Genomic DNA, 22,219 nt, shown 5'->3' on the forward strand with positions numbered 1-22,219 from the left:
TCTCTTTTAATGAATATGCCCTGCATGAGAATGATTGTGGAATAAATGCATGATCAACGCAAGCGAAACTCCTACAATCACCAACCCGATTTTAATCCAATCAATATTGTGGTTTTTATTGCTTTCAAAAATAATGACAGAAGAAATATGCAGGAAAATTCCCCCTACGATAGCTAGGAAATAAGGCTGCAAATTAGGGTTGAAATAATTCCCTAACAACATTCCCATCGGTGAAGCCAAGGCAAATAAAGCGACAATTAATAATGACGGATAAGAACTGCTTTTTGAGCCTTCTTTTCTGTTAAATAAAAATGCTCCCAAAATAAATGAAATCGGCAGATTATGAAAAACAATTCCCAACAAATAAGGTGAAATTTCATGTTCATTTGCCAAAGGAATTCCTTCAATAAATGCATGAATAAAAAGCCCGACCATTAAAGCCATTGGCAGGATATTGCTGCTTTCATTATGGTGATGAAAGTGCCCATGTTCAAAACCTTTTGTCAAAGCTTCCAGGATCATTTGCAGCAAAACGCCACCAATGACGAAAATTCCAAGATTGCCTGCAGTTTCAGAAGTATAAACTTGTGGGAAAACTTCGTTTAAGCAGATCGTTATTAAAAAACCAGCGCTTAAAATCAACAGGTTTTTTGCCAGTTTCTCTTTTTTACCGAAATATTTTCCAAGCAAAACTCCGGTAATGACGCTTAATATAAGTAAAATGAAAATCATGTTAAATAAAAATTGGTGACAAACAAAATAAAACAATAATTAGATTTACAGATGTTATTGCGATATGTATTCTAAAATTCGTTTTATTAAACAAAATTTTTCTAAAAATAATTAAAAGCACTCCGAAAATTAATAATAAACTGGAAATAACAAACGGAAGTGGAGGAGTATGGCTACCGGAATACCCGAATTTAATTCCACAAAATATTGAAATTAATGTCGCTACCGTAAAGAAAAATATTGCTAACCACTCCAAACTCGCTTTATACTTTCAGCTTATTTTTTCTTAAATAAATTAATACAACGGGAAGAAGTTTCTTTATCAAACTCATTCAGTTGGTAATCTCCCCAAATTTTAATTCTTTCAAAACCAAATTCAGAAGCATAAGAATTAATGGTTTCTAAAGGATGAAGTTTCACTTTTTCAAAAAAATGAAATTGCTGTTCTTTATCTTCAAAACGGATATCCTTAACAATATGTTGTCCTTCAATTTTTTTAGTAATCTTAAATTCGATATCACCTCTTTTCACAAGAGATTCAGGGACGATATTTTTTCTTACATATTCTTCATTAAGATAATCCAGAACGAAAAATCCTCCCGGTTTCAAAGCGTTATAAACAGACTGAAAAACCTTTTTATCATCACTTTCATTATCAAAATATCCGAAACTTGTGAAAAGATTGAAAACTGCATCCATAGGATCTGCATCAATCGGATTTCTCATATCATGAACCTGAAAAATAAGCGACTGATTTTCAAACTGTTTGTCAAATTCTATACTTTGTCTCGAAAGATCAAGCCCTAAAACATTATACCCCAATTTATTAAGAAAAACCGAATGTCTTCCCTTGCCACAGGCTAAATCTATAATTTTAGAATGAGGTGCCAAATGCAGGTCTGCCGTCAGTTTTGTAATGAAGCTTTCAGCTTCCGTATAATCTCTGTTATTGTAAAGTAAGTGATAGTAAGGTGTATCAAACCAAGATTCAAACCATTCCATAATGCAAAAATAACTAAATTTGCACGGTAAAAGGAAAGTATTTTAAATTTTGAAAGATTGAAATATTCAATTAATGATAAAAAAGAATGCGTAATCTTTTAGTTTTTAAATATTTAATCTTTTTAATTATTAGTTATGAACACAGAAAATATACAGATTCAGATAAAGACTTTCTTTGGCCTTGAGCAGATTTTGGCGGAAGAAATCAAAAAATTAGGCGGGAAAAATGTCGAAGTTAAAAACCGTGCGGTAAATTGTGAAGGCGATTTGGGTTTTTTGTATAAAATTAATTATTCTGCAAGAACAGCTTTAAAAATTTTAGTTCCGATTCAGGAGTTTAAAGCTTTTAATCAGCATCAGTTTTACGATAAGCTTTTTAAAATGGAATGGGAGCAGTTTATGGACGTAGATCAGTCGTTTGCGATTGATGCTACGGTAAATTCTGACACATTCAAACATTCTCAGTACGTAACCTTGAAAATGAAAGATGCTATTGTAGATTATTTTCAGGATAAATTTAAAAGACGTCCTAATGTAGAGCCTAAATATCCGGATATTAAATTTCACCTTCATATCGACAGAGAATTGGTGACTATTTCTTTAGATTCTTCAGGGGACGCTTTATTTAAGAGAGGATATAGAAAAGAGCAGGGTGAAGCGCCTATTAATGAAGTATTGGCAAGTGGAATGCTGCAGCTGGCAGGTTGGGACGGAAAAGGGAATTTCCTTGATCCGATGTGTGGTTCGGGAACGCTTTTAATTGAAGCGGCTATGATTGCATTGGATCTTCCGGCACAGATTTTCAGAAGAGGATTTGCTTTCCAGAACTGGAAAAATTATGATGCCGATTTATTTGCGAAAATTAAAGAATTCAGAATCAATCGTGTAAGAGAATTTACCGGAAAAATTGTAGGTTACGACATCAGTGGTAAAATGCTGAATGCTGCAAAGATAAACGTAGAAGCAGCTGAAATGGAAGATGTAATAGAAGTGGTAAGACAGGATTTCTTTGAATCTAAAAAGGAACTTTTTCCATTATTAATGGTTTTCAACCCGCCTTACGACGAGAGAATTTCTATTAATGATGATGATTTTTACAAAAAAATAGGAGATACGTTTAAAACGCACTATCCGAACACGCTTGCATGGCTGATTTCATCTGATCTGGAAGCCGTGAAAAAAATCGGGCTTCGACCGTCAAGAAAGATCAAACTTTTCAATGGGAAACTCGAAACAAGATTTTTGCAGTATGAAATGTATGAGGGAACAAAGAAAGTACACAAATTAGAAAATAAAGAAGAATAAAATATGCCTTTGATTTTCCTGACGTTTTAGGTTTTCTGGCAGATTTACTAAGCGTGGATTTATCTTTTAAATCTTCGACAATCTCTACAGAGAATAAGAAAACATACAAAAAGTCAAAATATATTACAGAATTATCAAGTGGAAGCTTTCTTGCGATTGCTTCCATTCTTTGTTTTATTGTATTTAAAAGTCCTTTGCCAGAGGGAAATCACACACAGACTTTAATTATTTGTAGTTTCATTGGTCTGGTTATTTCTTTTGTAGTATTTGTTATACTATATCATCTTAGACTTTTTTATTTTAAAAGTCTTTTTAAATTGTTTTTATTTAGCTTTTCTTTAATTTTGCTTTCTGTTTCAACAATTTTTTATATTTATTTCAAATCGGGAATTTTCTTATAAAAACAGAAGCTTAAAGTGATTTCTGAAATATTTTACCTCACCAATGACGGCGCAAAACCATACTGTTTTTTAAAAGCATATGAAAAATGCGAAAGATCTTCAAAACCGACTTCCATAAAAACGTCAGAAGGTTTTTTATTCTTTTCCGTTAAATGATAAAATGCCAGTTCCAGCCTTTTTTGGGTAAGCCAACGTTGGGGCGTTGTCTGAAAAATTTTCCGGAAATCTCTATTAAAAGTTGATAAACTTCTTCCTGTTAAATATCCGAATCGTTCAAGAGACATATTAAACATATAATTTTTTTCCATAAAACTGACTATATCTATTTTTCCGGGTTCATCAAAATCGGCGAGAACTGAATCTATATTTTTATTAATTTCCCTTAAAATACTTATGGCTTCTGTAATTTTTAATGCTGCAATATTTTCCGGGAAAGAGTCTTTCAAATCGAAATAAGGAATTAACGAAGCAAGACAGCTTTCCAGTAAAGGATGTTTTTCAAAACTGTGAATTTTTATCTCATCACGAATATTTTTCTCCGGAGTTTCAATATTTGAATAAAATTCTTTCAAACGTTCTTTCGTTAAATGCATCACAACGGCTTTATGCGGAAGTCCGTCTTTTGGATAATTAATGATTGTCGCCAAATGATTTCTGGGAATCAGAAAAATATCTCCTGCTTTAAAAATATAAGATTTGTCAGCCTGAATAATCTTTGTTTCTCCCGAAATAAACCAAACCAACATGTGAAATTCGAAAACAGTTTCCGTTTTGAATAATTTATCATCATACGTTGAAAGCTTTATGTCGGGAGTAATATATTTAATATGAAAATCCATGGTAAGTTATTTTCAAGGATAAATGTAAGGAAAACAAATTATTCCACATTGAATTTTAAACCCAGCATTTTTTCACTTACTTTCCATAGAAGCTCTGCTTTGTCAGAATCGATAGAATAGGGTTGAACACCTCTGATGGTCGATGGTTCATCGTATCTGTGCTCAATCTGTCCGTGATCGATTTCTGCAATATCACAATTTTCACAATAAACACCTCCGATATTATTTAAAAGCCGACTTGTAGCGCACCAAATCGTTGTCGCAGCACCTTGTGGAATGGTTTTTAGTTTTGCTTCTACTTCAGGTTTTATTTTTCCGTTTTCATCGTGAGTTCCCATCTGAATGTACAAATCAATCGGTTCTTCTCTTCCTAAATCAGTTCCGTACACCGAACCCGGATGCAGAGAATAAGCCCTCACATTGAATTTTTTCGCCTTTTCATCTAAAGCAACTGCAAAAAGATTACTTGCCGTTTTCGACTGTCCGTAACCCAGTAAAGTCTCATATTCTCGATGTGTAAAATTTGGATCATCAAAATTAAAAGGTGACATTTGATGTCCATAAGATGACACATTAATAACCCTCGCTCCGTCGGCTTTTTTCAATGCTTTCCATAATTTTGCGGTCAAATGAAACTGACCCAGATAATTGGTTGCCAACTGAGATTCAATTCCTCGATCGTCTCTTCTCAAAGGAACCCACATAATGCCTGCATTGTTAATTAATAAGTCTAATTTTCTGCCCGAAGAAATGAACTTTTCTGCAAAAGAATCGATCGATTTAGCATCCATTAAATCCAGTTTTTCGATTTCTATATTGTGAATTCCTTCAAGATTTTTCTTCGCTTTCTCAAGATCTCTTGCAGGTATAATCACAGTGGCTCCTGCTGAAGTCAAAGTTTTTGTAGTTTCTAAACCTATGCCTGCGTAACCACCTGTTATAATAGCAATTTTATCTGAAAGATCAATTCCTTTAATGACATCCTGTGCTGTAGATTGAGCATTAAATTCTGTGTTAATTGGCTGTTGTAAATTATTAAGTCTCATTTTTAAATTGTTTTAAAATTTCTTGAGACAAAGTTATGATGAGGATGAATTTTTGATTTTGTTTAAAATGTCAATTTACTTTGTTTAAAATTTCATCTGCATAAAATTAAAGTTTAGGCAACCTCAAGTTATAAATTATCACAAATGCTTTGCGCATTCATCCGTTAATAAGTAATTTTGAAAAATTTTCAGATTTGAAACCTACCATTTCCATTATTGTTGCTATTTTTAATCGAAAAGACGAGCTTTTTGAACTCTTAAATTCTCTTACGGCACAGACTGATAAAGAATTTGAAATCATTATTGTGGATGATGGTTCCCTAATTGATCTTAAACCTACCATAGCCAAATTTGAAGAGTTTTTACAGATTAAATATTTCAAAAAAGATAATTCAGGTCCTGGTTTATCAAGAAATTACGGAGCAAGAAGAGCCGAAAATGAATGGCTTGTCTTTGTAGACAGCGACGTGATTGTAGAAAAAGATTATATCGAAAATATCAAAAACAGCATCGTAGAAATTCCATGTGATGCTTTTGGTGGAGCAGATAAAGCGCATAAGGGTTTTAATCTGATGCAAAAGGCAATTTCTTATTCCATGACTTCTGTTTTTACAACAGGAGGAATTCGGGGAAATAAAAACGCGGTTTCTAAATTTCAACCCAGAAGTTTCAATATGGGAGTGAAAAAAGCAGTTTTTGAAAAAGTGGGTGGTTTTTCAGAGATGAGAATAGGAGAGGATCCGGATTTATCAATGACGCTTTGGGAAAATGGTTTTACAACAGCTTTTTTTGATACCATTGCAGTGTATCACAAACGTAGAGTTGATCTTGGTAAATTTTCAAAACAAGTATATCAGTTTGGCTGTGCAAGACCGATTCTTAACCAAAGACATCCGAATTATGTAAAAATTTCGTTTGCTTTCCCTACTTTATTCATGTTGGGTTATATTCTCGGATTTTTAGAGTATTTTATTTTAGGAAGAGGAATTATTTTAGCATTCTACGGGTTGTATACTTTTATGGTTTTATTCCATGCGTTAATTGTTACTAAAAATATCAGCATTGCCGGAATGGCGGTTATTTCAACTTACATCCAAATGTTTTCTTACGGATATGGCTTTTTGAAATCGTGGATTTTGTTAAACATTTTCAGAATGAAACCTGAGGATGCTTTCCCGAAACATTTTCATAAAAATTAGTTTTAAAGTTAAATTAAATAATAAAAGCTGTCGAATTTCGGCAGCTTTTATAACAATAATTAGAATATAGAAAGGGTTTCATGGCTGAGGATGCCTGTTTTTAGCATGCATTCCCTCATCTTTTCATAAGTTCGTTGGATGTCGTGATCCAATCCTATGGAGAATCTGATCAGTCCATCGGAAATTCCCATCGCTTCTCGCTCGTCTTCCGGTATTTCAGAAGAAGTTGAGCTTCCTGAGCAAGAGAATAATGTTTTGTAAAAGCCTAAACTTACCGCGAGATAGCCCAAGTTTTCCTGTTGCAGCATTTCCATTAGTTCGTTTGCTTTCTCCGTAGTTCCGGCGTCCAGCGTTAATAATCCGCCGAATCCGTATTCTTCATGCATCATCGTTTTCATTAATTCATAGTTTTTGTGGGATGGTAATCCGGGATAAGAAACTTTTAATCCGTCTTTTTCAAATCTTTCAGCTAAAAATAGAGCGTTGTGGCTGTGTTGTTTCATTCTGATATGAAGTGTTCTCAGGTTTTTAAGGATACTTGCCGAACGAAAACTGTCCATCGTCGGTCCCAATAACATACACGCTCCGTTGTTTACATTTTTAGTATCATTAATAAATTCCTGAGTTCCACAATAAACGCCGCCAACCGTATCGCTGCTTCCGTTGATAAATTTAGTTAAAGAATGAATCACAATATCTGCTCCCAACAAAGTCGGAGAAATAGAAAGCGGTGAGAAAGTATTATCAACAATCAGTTTTAAGTTGTGTTTTTTACAGATTTCAGATAACTTTCTCAGGTCCGCTACCTCTAAAAGCGGATTGCTCACACTTTCACAATATATAATTTTAGTGTTTTCGTTGATAGCATTTTCGATAGATTCAAAATTATTAATACCTACGAAAGTTGTTTCAATCTGAAATGGCGGAAGAAAATTTTTCATAAAAGCGTACGTTCCACCGTAAATTGTTCTGCTGGAAATGATGTGATCTCCACTTTTACAGATTTGCATCAAAACAGAGGTAATCGCACCCATTCCGGAAGCGGTAACGTTTGCTGTCTCTGTATTTTCCATTTTTGCCAACGCCTGTGAAAGATACAGATTCATCGGCGAAGAATGTCGTGAATATAAATAGCATCCGTCTGCATTGCCTTCAAATGTATCGAACATCGTCTTTGCAGAAAGAAAAGTATAGGTTGAACTGTCTGAAATGGATGGATTTACTCCGCCAAATTCGCCAAAATACTGTAAATCCTGGATTTCATTTGCCGCATTAAAGTCTTTCATATATACTTAGATTTTTCTGTTATAAATATGAATAACTTAAATAATTATTACAATGTAATTTTGAATATTTAGAATATAAATCTGTATAAATTCAATTTAATAGAAAATAAGTTTGTTATATTTGATTACTGTAAACTTTTAACAAAAATTTATCTATGAGCTTTGATGAAATTGATAAAAAACTGCTCTTGTTTTTGCAGGAAGACTCCAAGCAAACCACCAAAGAATTGTCTTACAAGCTTGGATTATCAGTTACCGCTGTTTATGAACGTATCAGAAAATTAGAAAATACGGGTGTAATTTCAAAATATGTTGCAATTCTCGATCGAAATAAAATCGATAAAAATTTTATTGTTTTGTGTCATGTAAAACTGACGCAGCATAAAAAAGAATATGTGCTTCAGTTTGAAAAAGAAGTAATGAATTTACAGGAAGTTACTGAATGTTTTCATGTAAGCGGCGATTACGATTATATTTTAAAAATCGGAGTAAAAGACATGGAAGATTACCGGAATTTTATGCTGTCAAAACTCACAACTTTACAGCATATTGCAAGTACTCACAGTTCTTTTATGATCTCTGAGGTGAAAAATACAACGGCAATTGTTCTTTAAATTTTAAACCAAAACTCCGTTTTTAGAAGCAATAGGATCAGGTAAATCAGTTTCTCCTGCTATTTGTAAAAGATCAATTTCAATCGTTCTGCAAATGGAAAGCATTGGAATATCAAACATCAATCCTTCGAAAGGGTTTTCAGAATAATCTCCAACCAGTTCCATGATAATATAAATCCATCCAATTGTGATACAAAATGGAATAGAAGCCCAAATTCCCCAATCACCCAACTTAGCAAATTCACTAACCAATCCTAATGGAAGCAGCATGATGAAAATTATGTTGAATACAAAAGCTGTACTGGCAAACTGTCTCGGCAAAGGAAATTTCTTGATTCTTTCGGCTTGTCCCTGTAACGTGTAAAATTCATTAAGGCAATCCTGTAACTGTTTTTGATTAAAATCTGAAATAATATTCATGTTTTTTAGTTCATTAACATCTTTCGCCTGTTGGGAAATCAAATACGTTGCAAAATTTTTATAATGAGACTGAAGCTCTGCTTCTTCTTCCGATAAATATTTGTTGAGGAAAATAGGAGTTCTTCCATAATCCGGAAATCCTGCTTTTATCAGTCGGTTACGCTTATGATCTATATTTTTAAACTGATCTTCTTCCACTTTAATATGTTCCCATTCTGTAGGAATCAGAAGTTGCTCACGCAACTGATACAGCCATGCAATATGGCGGCAAACTATTCTTCTTCTGCGATTTTCGAGATCAAATTTTCCCATCTCTTCAGTACCGGTATCGAATGCATAGACCATTGAGGCAAACGAACGGCTGGAATTTACAATTCCGCCCCAGATTTTTCTTGCTTCCCAAAGTCGATCGTATGCCTGATTATTTTTGAAACCAACTAAAAAAGCTTCTGCTGTACCAATTAATGCCACAGGAACCCAAGGAATGATCATCCAGTCCCAATGAAAAACGTGAAAAAGTACCGCAATCAAAGTACACCAAATAGAAATCAGGATGACATGAAATCCTGATAAATTAAGAACCTGTTTGTAATTGACGTATTTTGTTGTGATCATAAGATTGTAACTCTTTTCTAAATTTTATTCAAAGTAACAAAAAGTGTACAAAAAAACCTCTAAAATTTTTTAGAGGTCACATTTATATTTTATATGAATTAATATTTCAGCATTTCTTCGATTTTTGTGGAAAGTTTTTCCGCATTTGGAAGCATTTCTTTTTCCAATACTAAATTAATCGGAACAGCCGGAGTGTCCAGAGATCCCATTGTTTCAACAGGAGCATCAAGATATTTAAAGCAATTCTTAGAAATTCTGTGTGCAAAGGCTTCTGCAAATGAATTATTCAACTGTTCTTCTGTTAAAACAATACACTTTCCATGAGCTTTTACTCTTTCAAAAACCAATTCTTCATCCAATGGAATTAGTGTTCTTAAATCAATCACTTCAAATCTTCCGTTAAAATTTTTCGCAGCTTCTTTAGCCCAGTAAACGCCCATTCCATAGGTTACAACCAATAAAGTTCTGCCTTTTTCAGTTTCATCTTTATCAGCTTCAATAATGATTTTTCCTTTTCCGAAAGGTAAAATGTAATCTTCTGCAGGTTCAATGGTTTTAGCATCTTCCGTTCCCGGAACTTTGCTCCAGTACAGACCTTTATGCTCCAACATTATTACCGGATTCGGATCGTAATAAGCTGCTTTTAATAAACCTTTAAAGTCTGCTGCGTTACTTGGATAAGCAATTTTGATTCCTTTAATATTTGCTAAAATACTCTCAACGCTTCCGCTGTGATAAGGACCGCCGCCGCCGTAAGCTCCAATTGGAACTCGGATGATATTGCTTACAGGAAATTTACCCTGACTTAAATAACTGGATTTTGAAATTTCCGTAATCAACTGATTGATTCCCGGATAAATATAATCTGCAAACTGTACCTCAACAATTGGCTTTAAACCAACTGCACTCATTCCCGCCGTTGAACCAATGATATATGCTTCCTGAATTGCCGTATTGAAAACTCTTTTGCTTCCGAATTTCTTCCCTAAAGTTACCGTTTCACGGAAAACTCCACCAATTCTTTCACCAACATCCTGCCCATACAGCAAAGCTTCCGGATGTTTCCACATAATCTCCTGAATGGCATGGATGGCAGCGTCTACCATCACGATTTTTTCTCCGCCTTCAGGTTCACGGGTTCCAACTTCTTCAGTAATTGGAGTAGGTGCAAAAATATGCTGCATCACCGTTTCTGGCTTCGGATCTTCTGCTTTTTGAGCTCTTTCGAACGCTTCTTCAGCTTCTAGTCTTGCTTTTTTCGTGATTTGTTTTAATAATTCTTCGTCGACACCAGATTCAATTAATTGATTTCTAAGGATTTCCCCCGGATCTTTTGCTCTGTGTTTTGTTAAATCTTCTTCATCTCTGTAAAATTCTCTTCTTACTCCTGAAGTGTGATGACCGATTAACACAGTTTTTGCGCAAACGACTAAAGGTTTTCTTTCGGTTCTAACGAAATCAACGGCTTTTTTCATCACTTCGAAACTTTCAATGAAATCTGTTCCGTCTACTCTCATTCTGCTTAAACCCGTGAAACCCACTACAAAATCATAAGCGTCACAAGTTCTTGCTTCATCTTTCGTTACAGAAATTCCCCATTCATTATCCTGAACCAGGAAAATAATAGGAAGTTGATGCAATGCCGCAAACTGAAGTGCTTCACTCACTTCACCTTCCGTCACAGAATTGTCTCCAAGGCTGCAAATCACAACCGGATTGTTTTCGAATTCATGTAAATTAAAATCCTGAATATATTTTATCCCCTGAGCAACTCCGGCTGTAGGAATCGTCTGCATTCCTGTCGCCGAACTTTGATGAATGATTTTTGGTTTGTCTTCATCTCTGCTTGAAGGATGAGAATAATAAGATCTACCTCCTGAAAAAGGATCATCAGCTTTTGCCAATAACTGCAGCATCAACTGATAAGGTTCAAAACCGATTCCCAATAAAATACTTTCGTCTCTGTAATAAGGCGAAACCCAGTCTTCTTTTTTTAATTGATAAGCGGTTGCCAACTGAATTGCTTCATGACCTCTTGATGTGCTGTGAACATATTTACAAATATTTCTGTTTTCTTCGTAAATATCTGCCATTGCTTTGGCAAGCATCATATGGTTGTAAGCCTTTAGTAAAATATCCTGTGAAACTTTTTCGTGAAGTGTATTTTCCATAGAAAGCAAAGATAAACAAAAAAATAAAATGCTAACGGTTGTTAGTGTTTTTAAGGTAAAGTGATGATTTTCAATATCTTTTAATTTAAAATTAAAAGATGACAGCAATGTATGGTTACCATTAAATATATACCATGATTTGTGGTGATTTATAAAAACTAATTTTAAAAGACAAAAAATTGAACTAACTTTACATTCCCTTTTTAAAAGGGCTAGAAAAAAGTTACATGTATTTAGTTTTTGACACAGAAACCACGGGTTTACCAAAGAATTTCAACGCTCCGCTTTCAGACTCAGACAACTGGCCAAGAATGGTACAGATTGCGTGGCAGTTGCATGATGATGACGGAACTTTAATAGAAAATCAGGATTATATTATAAAGCCTGAAGGGTATGATATTCCCTTTAATGCGGCTAGAATTCATGGGATTACAACGAAAATTGCGAATGATGAAGGTCGTGATCTTGAAGAAATTTTACATGAATTTGCCAAAGTTTTAGATAGAGTAAGAGTTGTTTCCGGGCACAATGTTGAATTTGATTATAACATTGTAGGAGCAGAATTTTACCGAAAAAATATAAAAGATAATCTTCAGGAGAAGCCCAAAGCCGATACCATGATTTTGGGAACGGATTATTGTCAGCTTGGCGGTGGAAGAGGAGGACGATACAAATCTCCGAAACTGGAGGAATTGTACGAAAAATTGTACGGTCATAAGTTCGATGAAGCCCACAACGCAGCTGCCGACGTAAATGCGACGGCTCAGGTTTTCTTCGAAATGATGCGTATCGGGATTATTCCTGCTGAGGTTTTAAAAACCTCGGAAGACCAATTAGCGTATTTTAAAACGCTTCATCCTGATCCGATAAAGCCTTTCAATATTGTGATCAGAAGGCAGGTTGCAGATTTTAATAATAAGAAAAAACAATCTGATGTCGGAAGTATTGATGATATTGATTTAGGAAGATATTTTAATTTTGATAATAAAAGTGTTTTTTCAACATTAACGGCGACTTCGAGTATTAATGATTTGATTAAAAAAGCTACAGATGAAAATTTCCCGGCTGTTGGAATGGCAGATTTGGGGAATATGATGGGAGCTTTCAAATTTGTTTCTGCAGTTGAATCTGCAAACTCTGATCGTTCAAAAAAACATAAAGAATATCTGGCAAAAAAACAGGAAGCAGAAGAAAACGGAACTGAATTTAATGAAACCGAACCCGTTTCAGAACCACTAATTCCCGTTGTAGGTTGTGAATTTTACATTTCAGACAGATACGAGCAAAAACAATTTACCAAAGATGATCCCGATAGAAGAACGCAGGTTGTTTTGTTGGCGAAAGATTTTAACGGCTATAAAAATTTAGCAAAACTCTCAAGTATTGGTTTCCTGAAAGGATTTTATTTTGGTGTTCCGAGAATTAGCCGTGAGGTGATTGCAGAATATAAAGAGGGTTTAATTGCTTTGACTTCCGGGATTATGGGAGATATTCCGGATGCAATTTTAAATACGGGTGAGCAAAAAGGAGAGGAACTTTTCAAATGGTGGAAAGATACTTTTGAAGATGATTTTTATGTTCAGATTCAAAACCACAAATTACCTGAAGAAGAACACTTAAATGATGTTCTGCTGCATTTTGCAGATAAATATAATGTTAAATTATTAGCACAGAATCAAACTTTTTACACCAGTAAAGATGATTCTAACATTCAGGATATTGTAAGTTGTATCAAAGACGGTGAAAAGTTGACAACGCCTGTAGGAAAAGGCTTTGGAAAGAGGAGAGGTTTGGCGACGGGAGAATATTACATCAAAAATTCTCACGAAATCAAAGAAGCATTTTTGGCTTATCCTGATGCGTTTGATGCTTACGAAGAATTTACAGCGAAGTTTAAACCTTATACTTTAAAAAGAGACGTTTTACTTCCAAAATTTGATATTCCGGAAGAATTTATTCATGCAGAAGATGAAGTTGATGGTGGAAAGCGAGGTGAAATGGCTTATCTTACTCATTTAACATATGAAGGAGCTAGAAAAAGATATGAAGTAATTACGGATGAAATTAAAGAACGTCTTGACTTTGAACTCGAAGTGGTTGCCAATACAGGTTATCCCGGTTACTTTTTGATTGTACAGGATTTCTGTAACGAAGCAAGAAAAATGGGGGTTTGGGTTGGTCCGGGTCGTGGTTCTGCAGCAGGTTCTGCGGTTGCTTATTGCACTGGAATTACCAATGTTGACCCGATAAAATACGATTTGCTATTTGAGAGATTTCTTAATCCGGAAAGGATTTCCATGCCCGATATTGATATTGACTTTGATGATGAAGGTCGTGATAAAATCATCAAATGGGTTGTTGAAAAATACGGTAAAAATCAGGTAGCTCAGATTATTACTTATTCTGTTTTGGGAGGTAAATCTGCGATTAAAGATGCAGGAAGAGTGTTGGATTTACCAATTCCTGATACAATTAATATTACTAAATTAATTCCTCCAAGTCCGGGGATGAATATTGCGAAAGCTTTAGCAAAATATGATAAACTGAAGCCCGAAGATCAGATGCTCGTTGATGAAATGAGATATGTTCTGAGTACTCCAGATGATCAGCGTCACAACGTTTTGGCAAGTGCCAAAAAAATGGAAGGCTGTATCAGAAATACGGGGATTCATGCCTGTGGAGTTATTATTACGCCGGAAGATGTGAGTAATCTGGTTCCGGTGACGATTGCGGCAAAAGATGCTGATATTTTAGTGTCGCAGTTTGATAACTCGGTAGCAGAAAGTGCGGGTCTTTTAAAAATGGACTTTCTGGGATTGAGAACGCTGACGATCATTAAGGATGCATTGAAATTGGTGAAAGCCAGACACGGAGTCGATATCGATCCCGATACAATTCCTCTTGATGATACCAAAACATATCAGTTATTTAAGGAAGGAAGAACAGTCGGGATTTTCCAATATGAAAGTCCAGGGATGCAGAAGTACATGAGAGAGCTTAAACCAACAGTTTTTGCCGATCTTATTGCTATGAATGCCCTTTACCGACCGGGACCGATTAAATATATTCCAAACTTTATCAACAGAAAGCACGGAATCGAGGAAATTGTCTACGATTTACCGGAAACTGAAGAATATTTAAAGGAAACCTACGGAATTACCGTTTATCAGGAGCAGGTAATGCTGTTGTCTCAGAAATTAGCCAATTTTACAAAAGGTGAGGCTGATACTTTGAGAAAAGCGATGGGTAAAAAGCAGATTGAAGTTCTGAATAAAATGTACCCGAAATTTATCGAAGGCGGAAGAAAAAATAATCTTGATGAAGGCCCTTTAGAAAAAATCTGGAATGACTGGAAAGCATTTGCAGAATATGCCTTTAATAAATCTCACTCAACCTGTTATGCTTTAATTGCTTATCAGACAGCATATTTGAAAGCAAATTATCCTGCTGAATATATGGCGAGTGTAATGAGTAACAACATTAACAATACTGAATCGATTACCATGTTCATGGAAGACTGTAAAAGTATTGGAGTTGATGTTTTAGGACCTGATGTTAATGAATCTCAGTATAAATTTTCGGTAAACGAAAAAGGGCAGATCCGATTTGGCTTGGGAGCGATAAAAGGGATTGGTGAAGGACCGAGTGAAGCGATTACCAGAGAAAGGGCAAACGGAAGATTTAAAAATATTTATGATTTTTTTGAGAGAATTTTACCTTCTCAAATGAATAAAAGAGTATCTGAAAGTTTAGTATTGGCAGGAGCTTTCGACGAATTAGATTCTTTCCACAGAGGTCAGTATTTCGATATTGATATGGCGGGAAGAACGAATTTGGAACGATTAATTCGTTATGGACAAAGTTTCCAGGAAAGTAAAAACGAGATGGAACATTCTCTTTTTGCAGATTTTGCAGATGAGGTTCAGATTGAACAGCCCAAATTACAACCGTGTCCCGAATGGCCAAATATGCATAAGCTTAATAAAGAAAAAGAAATTATCGGTTTCTACCTTTCTGCGCATCCTTTGGATGAATTTAAGTTTGAATATCAGTTTATGCAGGGTCAGCTTTCGAAAGATTCTGTTTTGATAAAGGATGAAGAGAAAATTGTGACCGATGAGCTTCCGATTTTAGAAAAAGATTCTCTGGATGAAGTTGCAGATTTGATAGAGATTGTTTCTGATGATGTTGTGGCGGGTGAAGAGGAAGAAATTATTGAAGAAGTAAAGAAAAAAGCCGAACCAAAAGGAGTTTTCCACTTCTTAAATCTTGATGAAGTTGATGCTTACAAAGAACAGGCTTTTGCCAATAAACAGGAAGAATTGTTTGAGGAAAAGAAAAAAGACTGGAAAACGATTCAAAAAGAAAGAGAAAACGGCGGCGGAAAAGAATATACCGTTGCCGGTTTAATTACGGAATATGTTGTAAAAGACGGTTTCAGAAGTGGTGAAAAGGTTGCTTTTGTGACGTTGGAAGATTATTCGGGATCCTACTCTTTCAGATTGGGAGATCGTGATTATATGAAGTTGAAGGAGAAGCTTGAAGTTCAACGGTTTGTTATTTTTAAAATTAAGTTTGCCCAAGTTAAAGACGGACGTGTTTTTGTGAATGTAAATGATGTGATAGAACTGCAGGAAGCATTTGAAAGATATGCTAAAAGTATTTCGTTGGTGATGGATGTAATGGATTTGCGATCGGAAGATCTGAATTTCTTCAGAAAAGTTTTAGAAAGAAATCAAGGGGATCAGAAGTTGAAATTTTATATTAAAAATATCGATAATGACGCAGGAGCAGATCATTTAGAAGTACAGTCGATGAAACATTCCGTCAATCTGAATGGTGATTTGATTAAAGAAATTCAGTTATTGAATAAGTATGAGTTTTATTTGAATTAATACATATGAAGTATTTGTTAATTCAAAAAAAGTAGTCGCAATCCAGTAGTTTGGATTGCGACTACTTTTTTAAGGAATTTTAATTTTTAAACCCTTTATTGATAAAAAAGTTTATCGCTGAATTTAATGATATCTTAGTAATAACTAATGAGAAACTTCAATTAATTTTTTTTTAATGAATTTATAATCAATCTTATTTATTGTTGTATTTTTAAAAAAATTATCCCTATAATTTTTAATTTAACTATTATGAAAAAAAAATATCTATTGTTTTTGTTGCTCTTAGGTTTTGCAACAATGAAAGCACAAGTCATGTATTATTCTAAAGTCTCGGCTACTGATTTTACAGCTTTGAGCAGTTGGGGAACTGCTATAGATGGTACGGGTGCCTCACCAACTAGTATTAGCAATGCAGATAATTTTGTTATTCAGAACGGTTCAGCAATGGTGCTTCCGGCAAATGCTTCAGTCAGACAACTTACCATTAATTCTGGAAGTTTAACTGTTGCAGCAAATATGCTTACGGTAAGTATTGCGAATGCCAATAATTCAAATCTTACTATTAACAGCGGAGGAACGTTAACTGTTTCAGGAGGTACTTTAAATGTAAACGGAAATATATTTTTTGCCTCAGGAAGTAATTTTAATCAATCATCTGGATCTATAGTTGTAGATGGAAACAGTGGGGTTTCTGCTACCAGCGTACCTATAACAAGGGATTTATTTGGTTTTGGTTCGAATGACTATAATTATTCTACAGGAATTATATCAGTAACAGGAGGAAATATTACTATTGTAAATCCACATTTTTCAGGAAACGTTAATGGAGCAGCATTTGCATTTAGAGGAAATACTATAGGTAGAGCTTTTAGTTCAGCTCATACTACTACCTTTGGTCCTGCAACCCAACCTTCTACAGCTAATTACGGTTACTATGTAGATTGTAAAGCAAATGACACACTTTTGATGCTAGGAAATGTAAACATTAGTGGAGGTACAGGTTCTTTTGCTGTACAGACGGATAGGGGTATTGGAGAAGGAGGACTTAATTGTAGTGGTAATTTAAATATCTCAGCAGGTGCTGAATTATTAGATATTAATAGTAATTCTCATGAGGGAATTTCAGTAGGTGGTAATTTTACAAATGATGGGATTTTTACCCAAGCTAACACAGCAGGTCTTAAATTAGGTCTAATGACCGGAACAAAAATGACGACGTTAGGTGCTAGTCCTAACCCTCAAACCATATCGGGAAGTGGTGTTTTTAGAAATTCAACAACTTCATCTACTGCTAATTTTACCAGCTTAACAATTAATAACTCAAGTGCAGGCGGGGTAAATTTCTCTAATTCAAATTCATTATTAAGTGGGGGAAATATAGGAACTGTTTCGGATGTGTTTAAATTGGATAATGGAGTTATAAATACGGGTTCTAACACATTTGTATTAGGAGTATCGCGCCTAATATTAGGTACATTGTCTTATACCGTAGGAGGATTCGGTTCGGGCTCTACATTTAGCAGATGGTATGGATTCACAGGATTAGGAACGACAATTGCTGCAGTAACAATACCTACAGCAGGTGCGGGTACATATCCTTTCGTAATGGGAAATCCTACAACTGGACTTTTGGCTAATCATTTTCATAGAGCTACATCAGGGCTAACTACACCAGGTCAATTGGCTGTTAAATTTAATGGAGGAACAGGAACTTCTGCCATAACTCCGATAACTGAAGGTTCTTTAACTTATGATAGGCAAACTAATGCCAGTTGGGTAGTTACTACTTCAGCAGGTTACGCTGCGTCGGTCGCACATACTTTTGCTATTCAGGGACAAGGTACATATGTGACAACTTCTGATAATATTGTTGTTTTGAATAATGGTTCATTAGTGGGGACAGCACAGACAGGTATCAATCAACCTATGGGACAAAGAATAAATATTCCTGCAAGTAATGTTGCAGCTACTTATACGTTGGGAGCTATTGCATCACAATTCCCAATAGAATCTGCGCAATCAGGTCCTTGGGAAAGTGCAAGTACATGGGTCGGTGGAGTAGTACCTTCTTGTGCGAATGCAGCTATTCTTTCCGGGCATACGGTTAATATCTTTTCTTCTACAACTGCAACTCCAAATAGTGTAATCATTAATACGGGAGGTGTTTTAGCAGTTACAGGAGGTTCTACTACTGTGGGCTGTACTAACAATAATAATAATCTTACTAATAATGGTACAATTAATGTTTCAGGAGGTAATATTATTATTAATGGTAACATCAATAATATATCGGGTTCTACATTTACCCAATCAGGTGGAGATATTAAAATAGACGGAAACAATGCAGGGAATACAGCAACAAGCGTAGCTGCGGGTATAAGTATTGTGAATATAGCTACCGGAAATGTAACACTTACCGGTGGAACCATGACTGTGGTAGATCCTCATGCAGCTAATAGTGCGACTTCATACGCATTCTCCTATTTTGGTGAAACTGCCATTGATAATACTGCAGGCTGGACTTTAAAGTTTGGTGATGGATCTTCTACTGATGCAGGAGGTGTAAACGCTTCATCTGTGGGAGGATTTGTTTGGAACAATGCGGGGAGCAAAATATATTTTGACAATGTAATCATAGATGGAGCTTTGGGTACAAATAGATATGTATCAAGTTATCCTACAACGATTGGTATTAATACATTAACTATTAATGCAACTGGAGAATTGAGAATGGCAGCTGAAATAAGTATTGCTGGCAATTTTACCAATAATGGTATATTTACTCAGATTTCTACTGCTAATTTGAGTTTCCAAAATTTCAAAAATGCGACTGTTTCAGCTTCTACCATACCTCAGACTATTTCAGGAACTGGTGTATTTAGAGATAATACCGTTACAGCAAATTCTAAAGCTAATTTTACTTCAATAAAGTTTAATAACAGCTCTTCAACAGGAGTAACATTTGCCGACGCAAACTCTCTGTTAAGCGGAGCAAATACAGGTACTGTATCGGGGAGATTGACCATAACAACTGGGTTTATAAACATAGGTTCTAATACTTTTATTTTAGGAACAGGACCATCAGATTATCCTGTCCCAATTTTATTGCATACAGAAGGTGGCTTTACGGCAGGTAGTAGTTTTGCGAAATGGTGGTCGACAGGAGCAGGTGGAGGAAATATTTTTCCGGCACAAACTACTACAGGAGGTGGGGTGTTTCCATTTGCTACAGGTACAGCTTCTGCTTTGGTAGCGCGTAATTTATATTTGAACCAAACGACTTTTGCAACAACTGGTGGAAAAATTACAGTAAAATACAATGATATTGCAGGAACAGATGCTGTAAGCATTGTAGACGGAGCTTATACTGTAGATACGCAAACAAAATCTAATTGGGCTGTTTCTCAATCCGGGATTACAGGAACTCCTACTTATAGTATGGCAATAAATGGACAAGATATTTATGGTGCAGCTAATGGAAATAGTAGAATAACCTTAGCATCTGCTCCAGCTTTTGGGGTACATCAAATAGGAACAAATTATGTAAATGCACAAAGAACGGGTATTCCACTAGCTAATTTGGCTGGTACATATTATTTGGGTATTGCAAGTTCAGATGTTGCTTTTGTATCCGTAGCAAATGGAGACTGGGGTAATGCTGCTACTTGGAACAAAGGAACAGTGCCTACTTGTAATGACATTGTTCAAATTGCAGCAAATACCAATGTAACTGTAAACTCTGTGGGAAATGTAGCTAAAAACATTACTATTAAGACAGGGGGAACTTTAACTCAGGCTTCTGGAGATTTAACGGTGGGCTGTACCTTAAAGAATAATTTTATTACTAATAATGGAACGCTTACTATATCAGGAGGAATATTAAATATTAATGGGAATATTAACAATGCAAAAATTGAATCTGTATTTAATCAATCAGGTGGTACTGTTAAGATAGACGGGAATAATGCAGGAGTCGCAGCTAATTCCGTAGCATCGGATACTCCGCTATTTAATAGTCTTTCTAATAATATTAATTTAACGGGTGGTACTTTGTTATTTGTAGATCCACATGTAGCAACAATTTCTACTTCAGGATATACAATACGTATAAATAATGCAATAGCTACAACAGCTACATTAGCAACTTCCCCTGACCATATTACACAGTTTGGAGATGGTCTTTCGACTGATGCTGGAGGTCATACAGATGGATTTTTGGTTAATAGCTCAGAAAGTGTTGCTTTCCTCTGTTTAGGCAGTATTGTAGTAAATGGAGGATCTGGAACTAATAGAAATGTGTCATCAATTTATGATAACTTAGTGGCTACAGGTGATGTCACCGTTAATGCGAATAGTAGATTAAGTTCTTCAGGTCTTACTGTAGGAAAAAATTTATTAGTTAATCCAACAGGAATTTATGATGCAAACAGTTTAATGATGGCTAAATTAGTAAGCGTTACAGAATATAATTCAATATTTGGTCCTTCTACCGTACCACAAACTATTACTAATAACGGAATTATTCGTAATCCGGTCAATTTACCTGCTGCAAATCTAATTGATTTTAAGGTTATTAACTCAAGTGCTGAAGGAGTTACTTTAAATTCTCCTATTTCAATAAGTGGTTCATTAACTTTAACTCAAGGTTTTATAAATACTACAAATACTAATTTATTGACATTGGGTACAGCATTATCAGCAGCTGGATTGAATGGTGGTAGTGCTAATGCTTATATAAGAGGTCCTTTTGCAAGAACTATTACTGCAGCTTCTAGTAGTTTTTATACAGTATTTCCTGTAGGTAAAACAACCTATGCTCCAATTTCATTAGCACCAATAGGTGGACCAACTAAAATAATGAAAGTAGAAGCATTTGACACTAACTCAGGAACAGCATCTGCTACGGTCCAGAATTTATCTGCGACAAGAAGATGGGAAGCACCTTTAATATCCGGTAGCTTCTCAACTATTTATGTCATATTGGGAGATAATGCAATTACAAATCTTAGTCTCCCGGTAATGGCACCAACTGCAGGTGGAGTATATGATAGTATATTTGGTACTACAAGTATTTATGTTGCCGGTACCCCAAATACAACACAATCTGCTACTGCATTAGCAGCTGCTAACTATACGGGTTTTCTGTCTTATGCGGAAATAGCTTCTGTACTTAGTACCAATGAAACGGCATCTATTGAAAAAGCAATAAAAGTTTATCCAAATCCATTTGTTGATATCTTAAATATTTCAGATGTTAAGAATGTAAAATCTATATCAGTAATCGATGTTTTAGGAAGATTGGTTAAAACTTTTGATAAAGCAGAAACAGCTCTTGATTTAAGGGAATTAACTTCAGGAATATATTTGGTTGTGCTTAATATGAAAGATGGTTCTAAACAAACGATCAAAACGATTAAGAAATAATTTTTAAAATCAATCAAAGTAAAATATATATTAAGTAATTAATTTTACCTGAATTAAAAGAAATGCGTTGTTTTAAGAGAGAAAGTGGCTTTTTGAAGTCACTTTTTTGTTTTTTTAAGAACTTTAAATAGTAAAGTAGATTCTTTTCATGATATTAATGATCAAAAAATCAAAATGATTGCCTTAATATTAATAACTTTTTTTGATTATTTTATTATGTTAAGTGATGTTTTTTAATTTATCTCTTTAATTTGTGATTAATATTTAATG

At 34.9% G+C, this 22,219-nt stretch carries 12 protein-coding genes; 5 read left to right on the plus strand and 7 right to left on the minus strand.

Going from position 1 to position 22,219, the window contains the following annotated elements; genetic code table 11:
- Positions 1-6: 6 nt before the first annotated feature.
- The gene (locus ASG22_RS09470; RefSeq protein ID WP_055983341.1) at positions 7-732 is read right to left on the minus strand and encodes a ZIP family metal transporter; all 726 of its coding nucleotides are present in this window, start codon (positions 730-732) and stop codon (positions 7-9) included.
- A 276-nt stretch (positions 733-1,008) separates the two neighbouring features.
- A complete protein-coding gene (locus tag ASG22_RS09475) occupies positions 1,009-1,734 on the minus strand; it encodes a class I SAM-dependent DNA methyltransferase (protein WP_055983344.1) in 726 nt (241 codons plus the stop codon).
- 135 nt (positions 1,735-1,869) lie between these two features.
- Between ASG22_RS09475 and ASG22_RS09480 the strand changes: the two genes are divergently transcribed.
- Positions 1,870-3,039 carry a class I SAM-dependent RNA methyltransferase gene (locus tag ASG22_RS09480; protein ID WP_055983346.1) on the plus strand — a complete coding sequence of 390 codons (1,170 nt, stop codon included), beginning with the start codon at positions 1,870-1,872 and terminating at the stop codon, positions 3,037-3,039.
- Between the two features lie 433 nt (positions 3,040-3,472).
- Here ASG22_RS09480 and ASG22_RS09490 read toward each other — a convergent pair whose 3' ends face one another.
- Both ASG22_RS09490 and ASG22_RS09495 read right to left on the minus strand, forming a co-directional pair.
- Positions 3,473-4,279 carry a helix-turn-helix domain-containing protein gene (locus ASG22_RS09490; RefSeq protein WP_055983350.1) on the minus strand — a complete coding sequence of 269 codons (807 nt, stop codon included), beginning with the start codon at positions 4,277-4,279 and terminating at the stop codon, positions 3,473-3,475.
- Positions 4,280-4,317: 38 nt separating this feature from the next.
- Positions 4,318-5,325, minus strand: coding sequence for an SDR family NAD(P)-dependent oxidoreductase (locus ASG22_RS09495; protein WP_055983352.1), 1,008 nt, complete (start codon positions 5,323-5,325; stop codon positions 4,318-4,320).
- A 194-nt stretch (positions 5,326-5,519) separates the two neighbouring features.
- Here ASG22_RS09495 and ASG22_RS09500 point away from each other — a divergent pair, with 194 nt between their 5' ends.
- Entirely contained in the window at positions 5,520-6,524 is a 1,005-nt protein-coding gene (locus ASG22_RS09500) for a glycosyltransferase (RefSeq protein ID WP_055983354.1), read from the plus strand.
- Positions 6,525-6,583: 59 nt separating this feature from the next.
- Here the strand turns inward: ASG22_RS09500 and ASG22_RS09505 are convergent, their stop codons facing one another.
- The gene (locus ASG22_RS09505) at positions 6,584-7,810 is read right to left on the minus strand and encodes an aminotransferase class I/II-fold pyridoxal phosphate-dependent enzyme (protein WP_055983356.1); all 1,227 of its coding nucleotides are present in this window, start codon (positions 7,808-7,810) and stop codon (positions 6,584-6,586) included.
- 155 nt (positions 7,811-7,965) lie between these two features.
- On the opposite strand from ASG22_RS09505, the gene ASG22_RS09510 reads away from it, so the two are divergent.
- Positions 7,966-8,424 carry an Lrp/AsnC family transcriptional regulator gene (locus ASG22_RS09510; protein ID WP_055983358.1) on the plus strand — a complete coding sequence of 153 codons (459 nt, stop codon included), beginning with the start codon at positions 7,966-7,968 and terminating at the stop codon, positions 8,422-8,424.
- Positions 8,425-8,427: 3 nt separating this feature from the next.
- On the opposite strand, the gene ASG22_RS09515 is transcribed toward ASG22_RS09510, so the two are convergent.
- Together ASG22_RS09515 and ASG22_RS09520 are read right to left on the minus strand one after the other, a co-directional pair.
- Entirely contained in the window at positions 8,428-9,459 is a 1,032-nt protein-coding gene (locus ASG22_RS09515) for a bestrophin family protein (RefSeq protein WP_055983360.1), read from the minus strand.
- 98 nt (positions 9,460-9,557) lie between these two features.
- On the minus strand, positions 9,558-11,630 hold the full coding sequence (locus ASG22_RS09520) for a thiamine pyrophosphate-dependent enzyme (protein ID WP_055983362.1): 2,073 nt from the start codon (positions 11,628-11,630) through the stop codon (positions 9,558-9,560).
- Between the two features lie 227 nt (positions 11,631-11,857).
- Here ASG22_RS09520 and dnaE point away from each other — a divergent pair, with 227 nt between their 5' ends.
- Both dnaE and ASG22_RS09530 read left to right on the plus strand, forming a co-directional pair.
- Positions 11,858-16,525: a DNA polymerase III subunit alpha gene (dnaE, locus tag ASG22_RS09525; protein WP_055983364.1), complete on the plus strand. Its 4,668-nt coding sequence runs from the start codon at positions 11,858-11,860 to the stop codon at positions 16,523-16,525.
- Positions 16,526-16,774: 249 nt separating this feature from the next.
- The gene (locus ASG22_RS09530) at positions 16,775-21,949 is read left to right on the plus strand and encodes a T9SS type A sorting domain-containing protein (RefSeq protein ID WP_082504981.1); all 5,175 of its coding nucleotides are present in this window, start codon (positions 16,775-16,777) and stop codon (positions 21,947-21,949) included.
- Positions 21,950-22,219: the final 270 nt, after the last annotated feature.

The organism is Chryseobacterium sp. Leaf405, assembly GCF_001425355.1.
GTDB lineage: Bacteria > Bacteroidota > Bacteroidia > Flavobacteriales > Weeksellaceae > Chryseobacterium.

Bases quoted from the DNA above. Each gene is read 5' to 3' on its own strand.
- ASG22_RS09470 (WP_055983341.1), bottom strand. From the start codon at position 732: ATGATTTTCATTTTACTTATATTAAGCGTCATTACCGGAGTTTTGCTT.
- ASG22_RS09475 (WP_055983344.1), bottom strand. From the start codon at position 1,734: ATGGAATGGTTTGAATCTTGGTTTGATACACCTTACTATCACTTACTT.
- ASG22_RS09480 (WP_055983346.1), top strand. From the start codon at position 1,870: ATGAACACAGAAAATATACAGATTCAGATAAAGACTTTCTTTGGCCTT.
- ASG22_RS09490 (WP_055983350.1), bottom strand. From the start codon at position 4,279: ATGGATTTTCATATTAAATATATTACTCCCGACATAAAGCTTTCAACG.
- ASG22_RS09495 (WP_055983352.1), bottom strand. From the start codon at position 5,325: ATGAGACTTAATAATTTACAACAGCCAATTAACACAGAATTTAATGCT.
- ASG22_RS09505 (WP_055983356.1), bottom strand. From the start codon at position 7,810: ATGAAAGACTTTAATGCGGCAAATGAAATCCAGGATTTACAGTATTTT.
- ASG22_RS09510 (WP_055983358.1), top strand. From the start codon at position 7,966: ATGAGCTTTGATGAAATTGATAAAAAACTGCTCTTGTTTTTGCAGGAA.
- ASG22_RS09515 (WP_055983360.1), bottom strand. From the start codon at position 9,459: ATGATCACAACAAAATACGTCAATTACAAACAGGTTCTTAATTTATCA.
- ASG22_RS09520 (WP_055983362.1), bottom strand. From the start codon at position 11,630: ATGGAAAATACACTTCACGAAAAAGTTTCACAGGATATTTTACTAAAG.
- dnaE (WP_055983364.1), top strand. From the start codon at position 11,858: ATGTATTTAGTTTTTGACACAGAAACCACGGGTTTACCAAAGAATTTC.
- ASG22_RS09530 (WP_082504981.1), top strand. From the start codon at position 16,775: ATGAAAAAAAAATATCTATTGTTTTTGTTGCTCTTAGGTTTTGCAACA.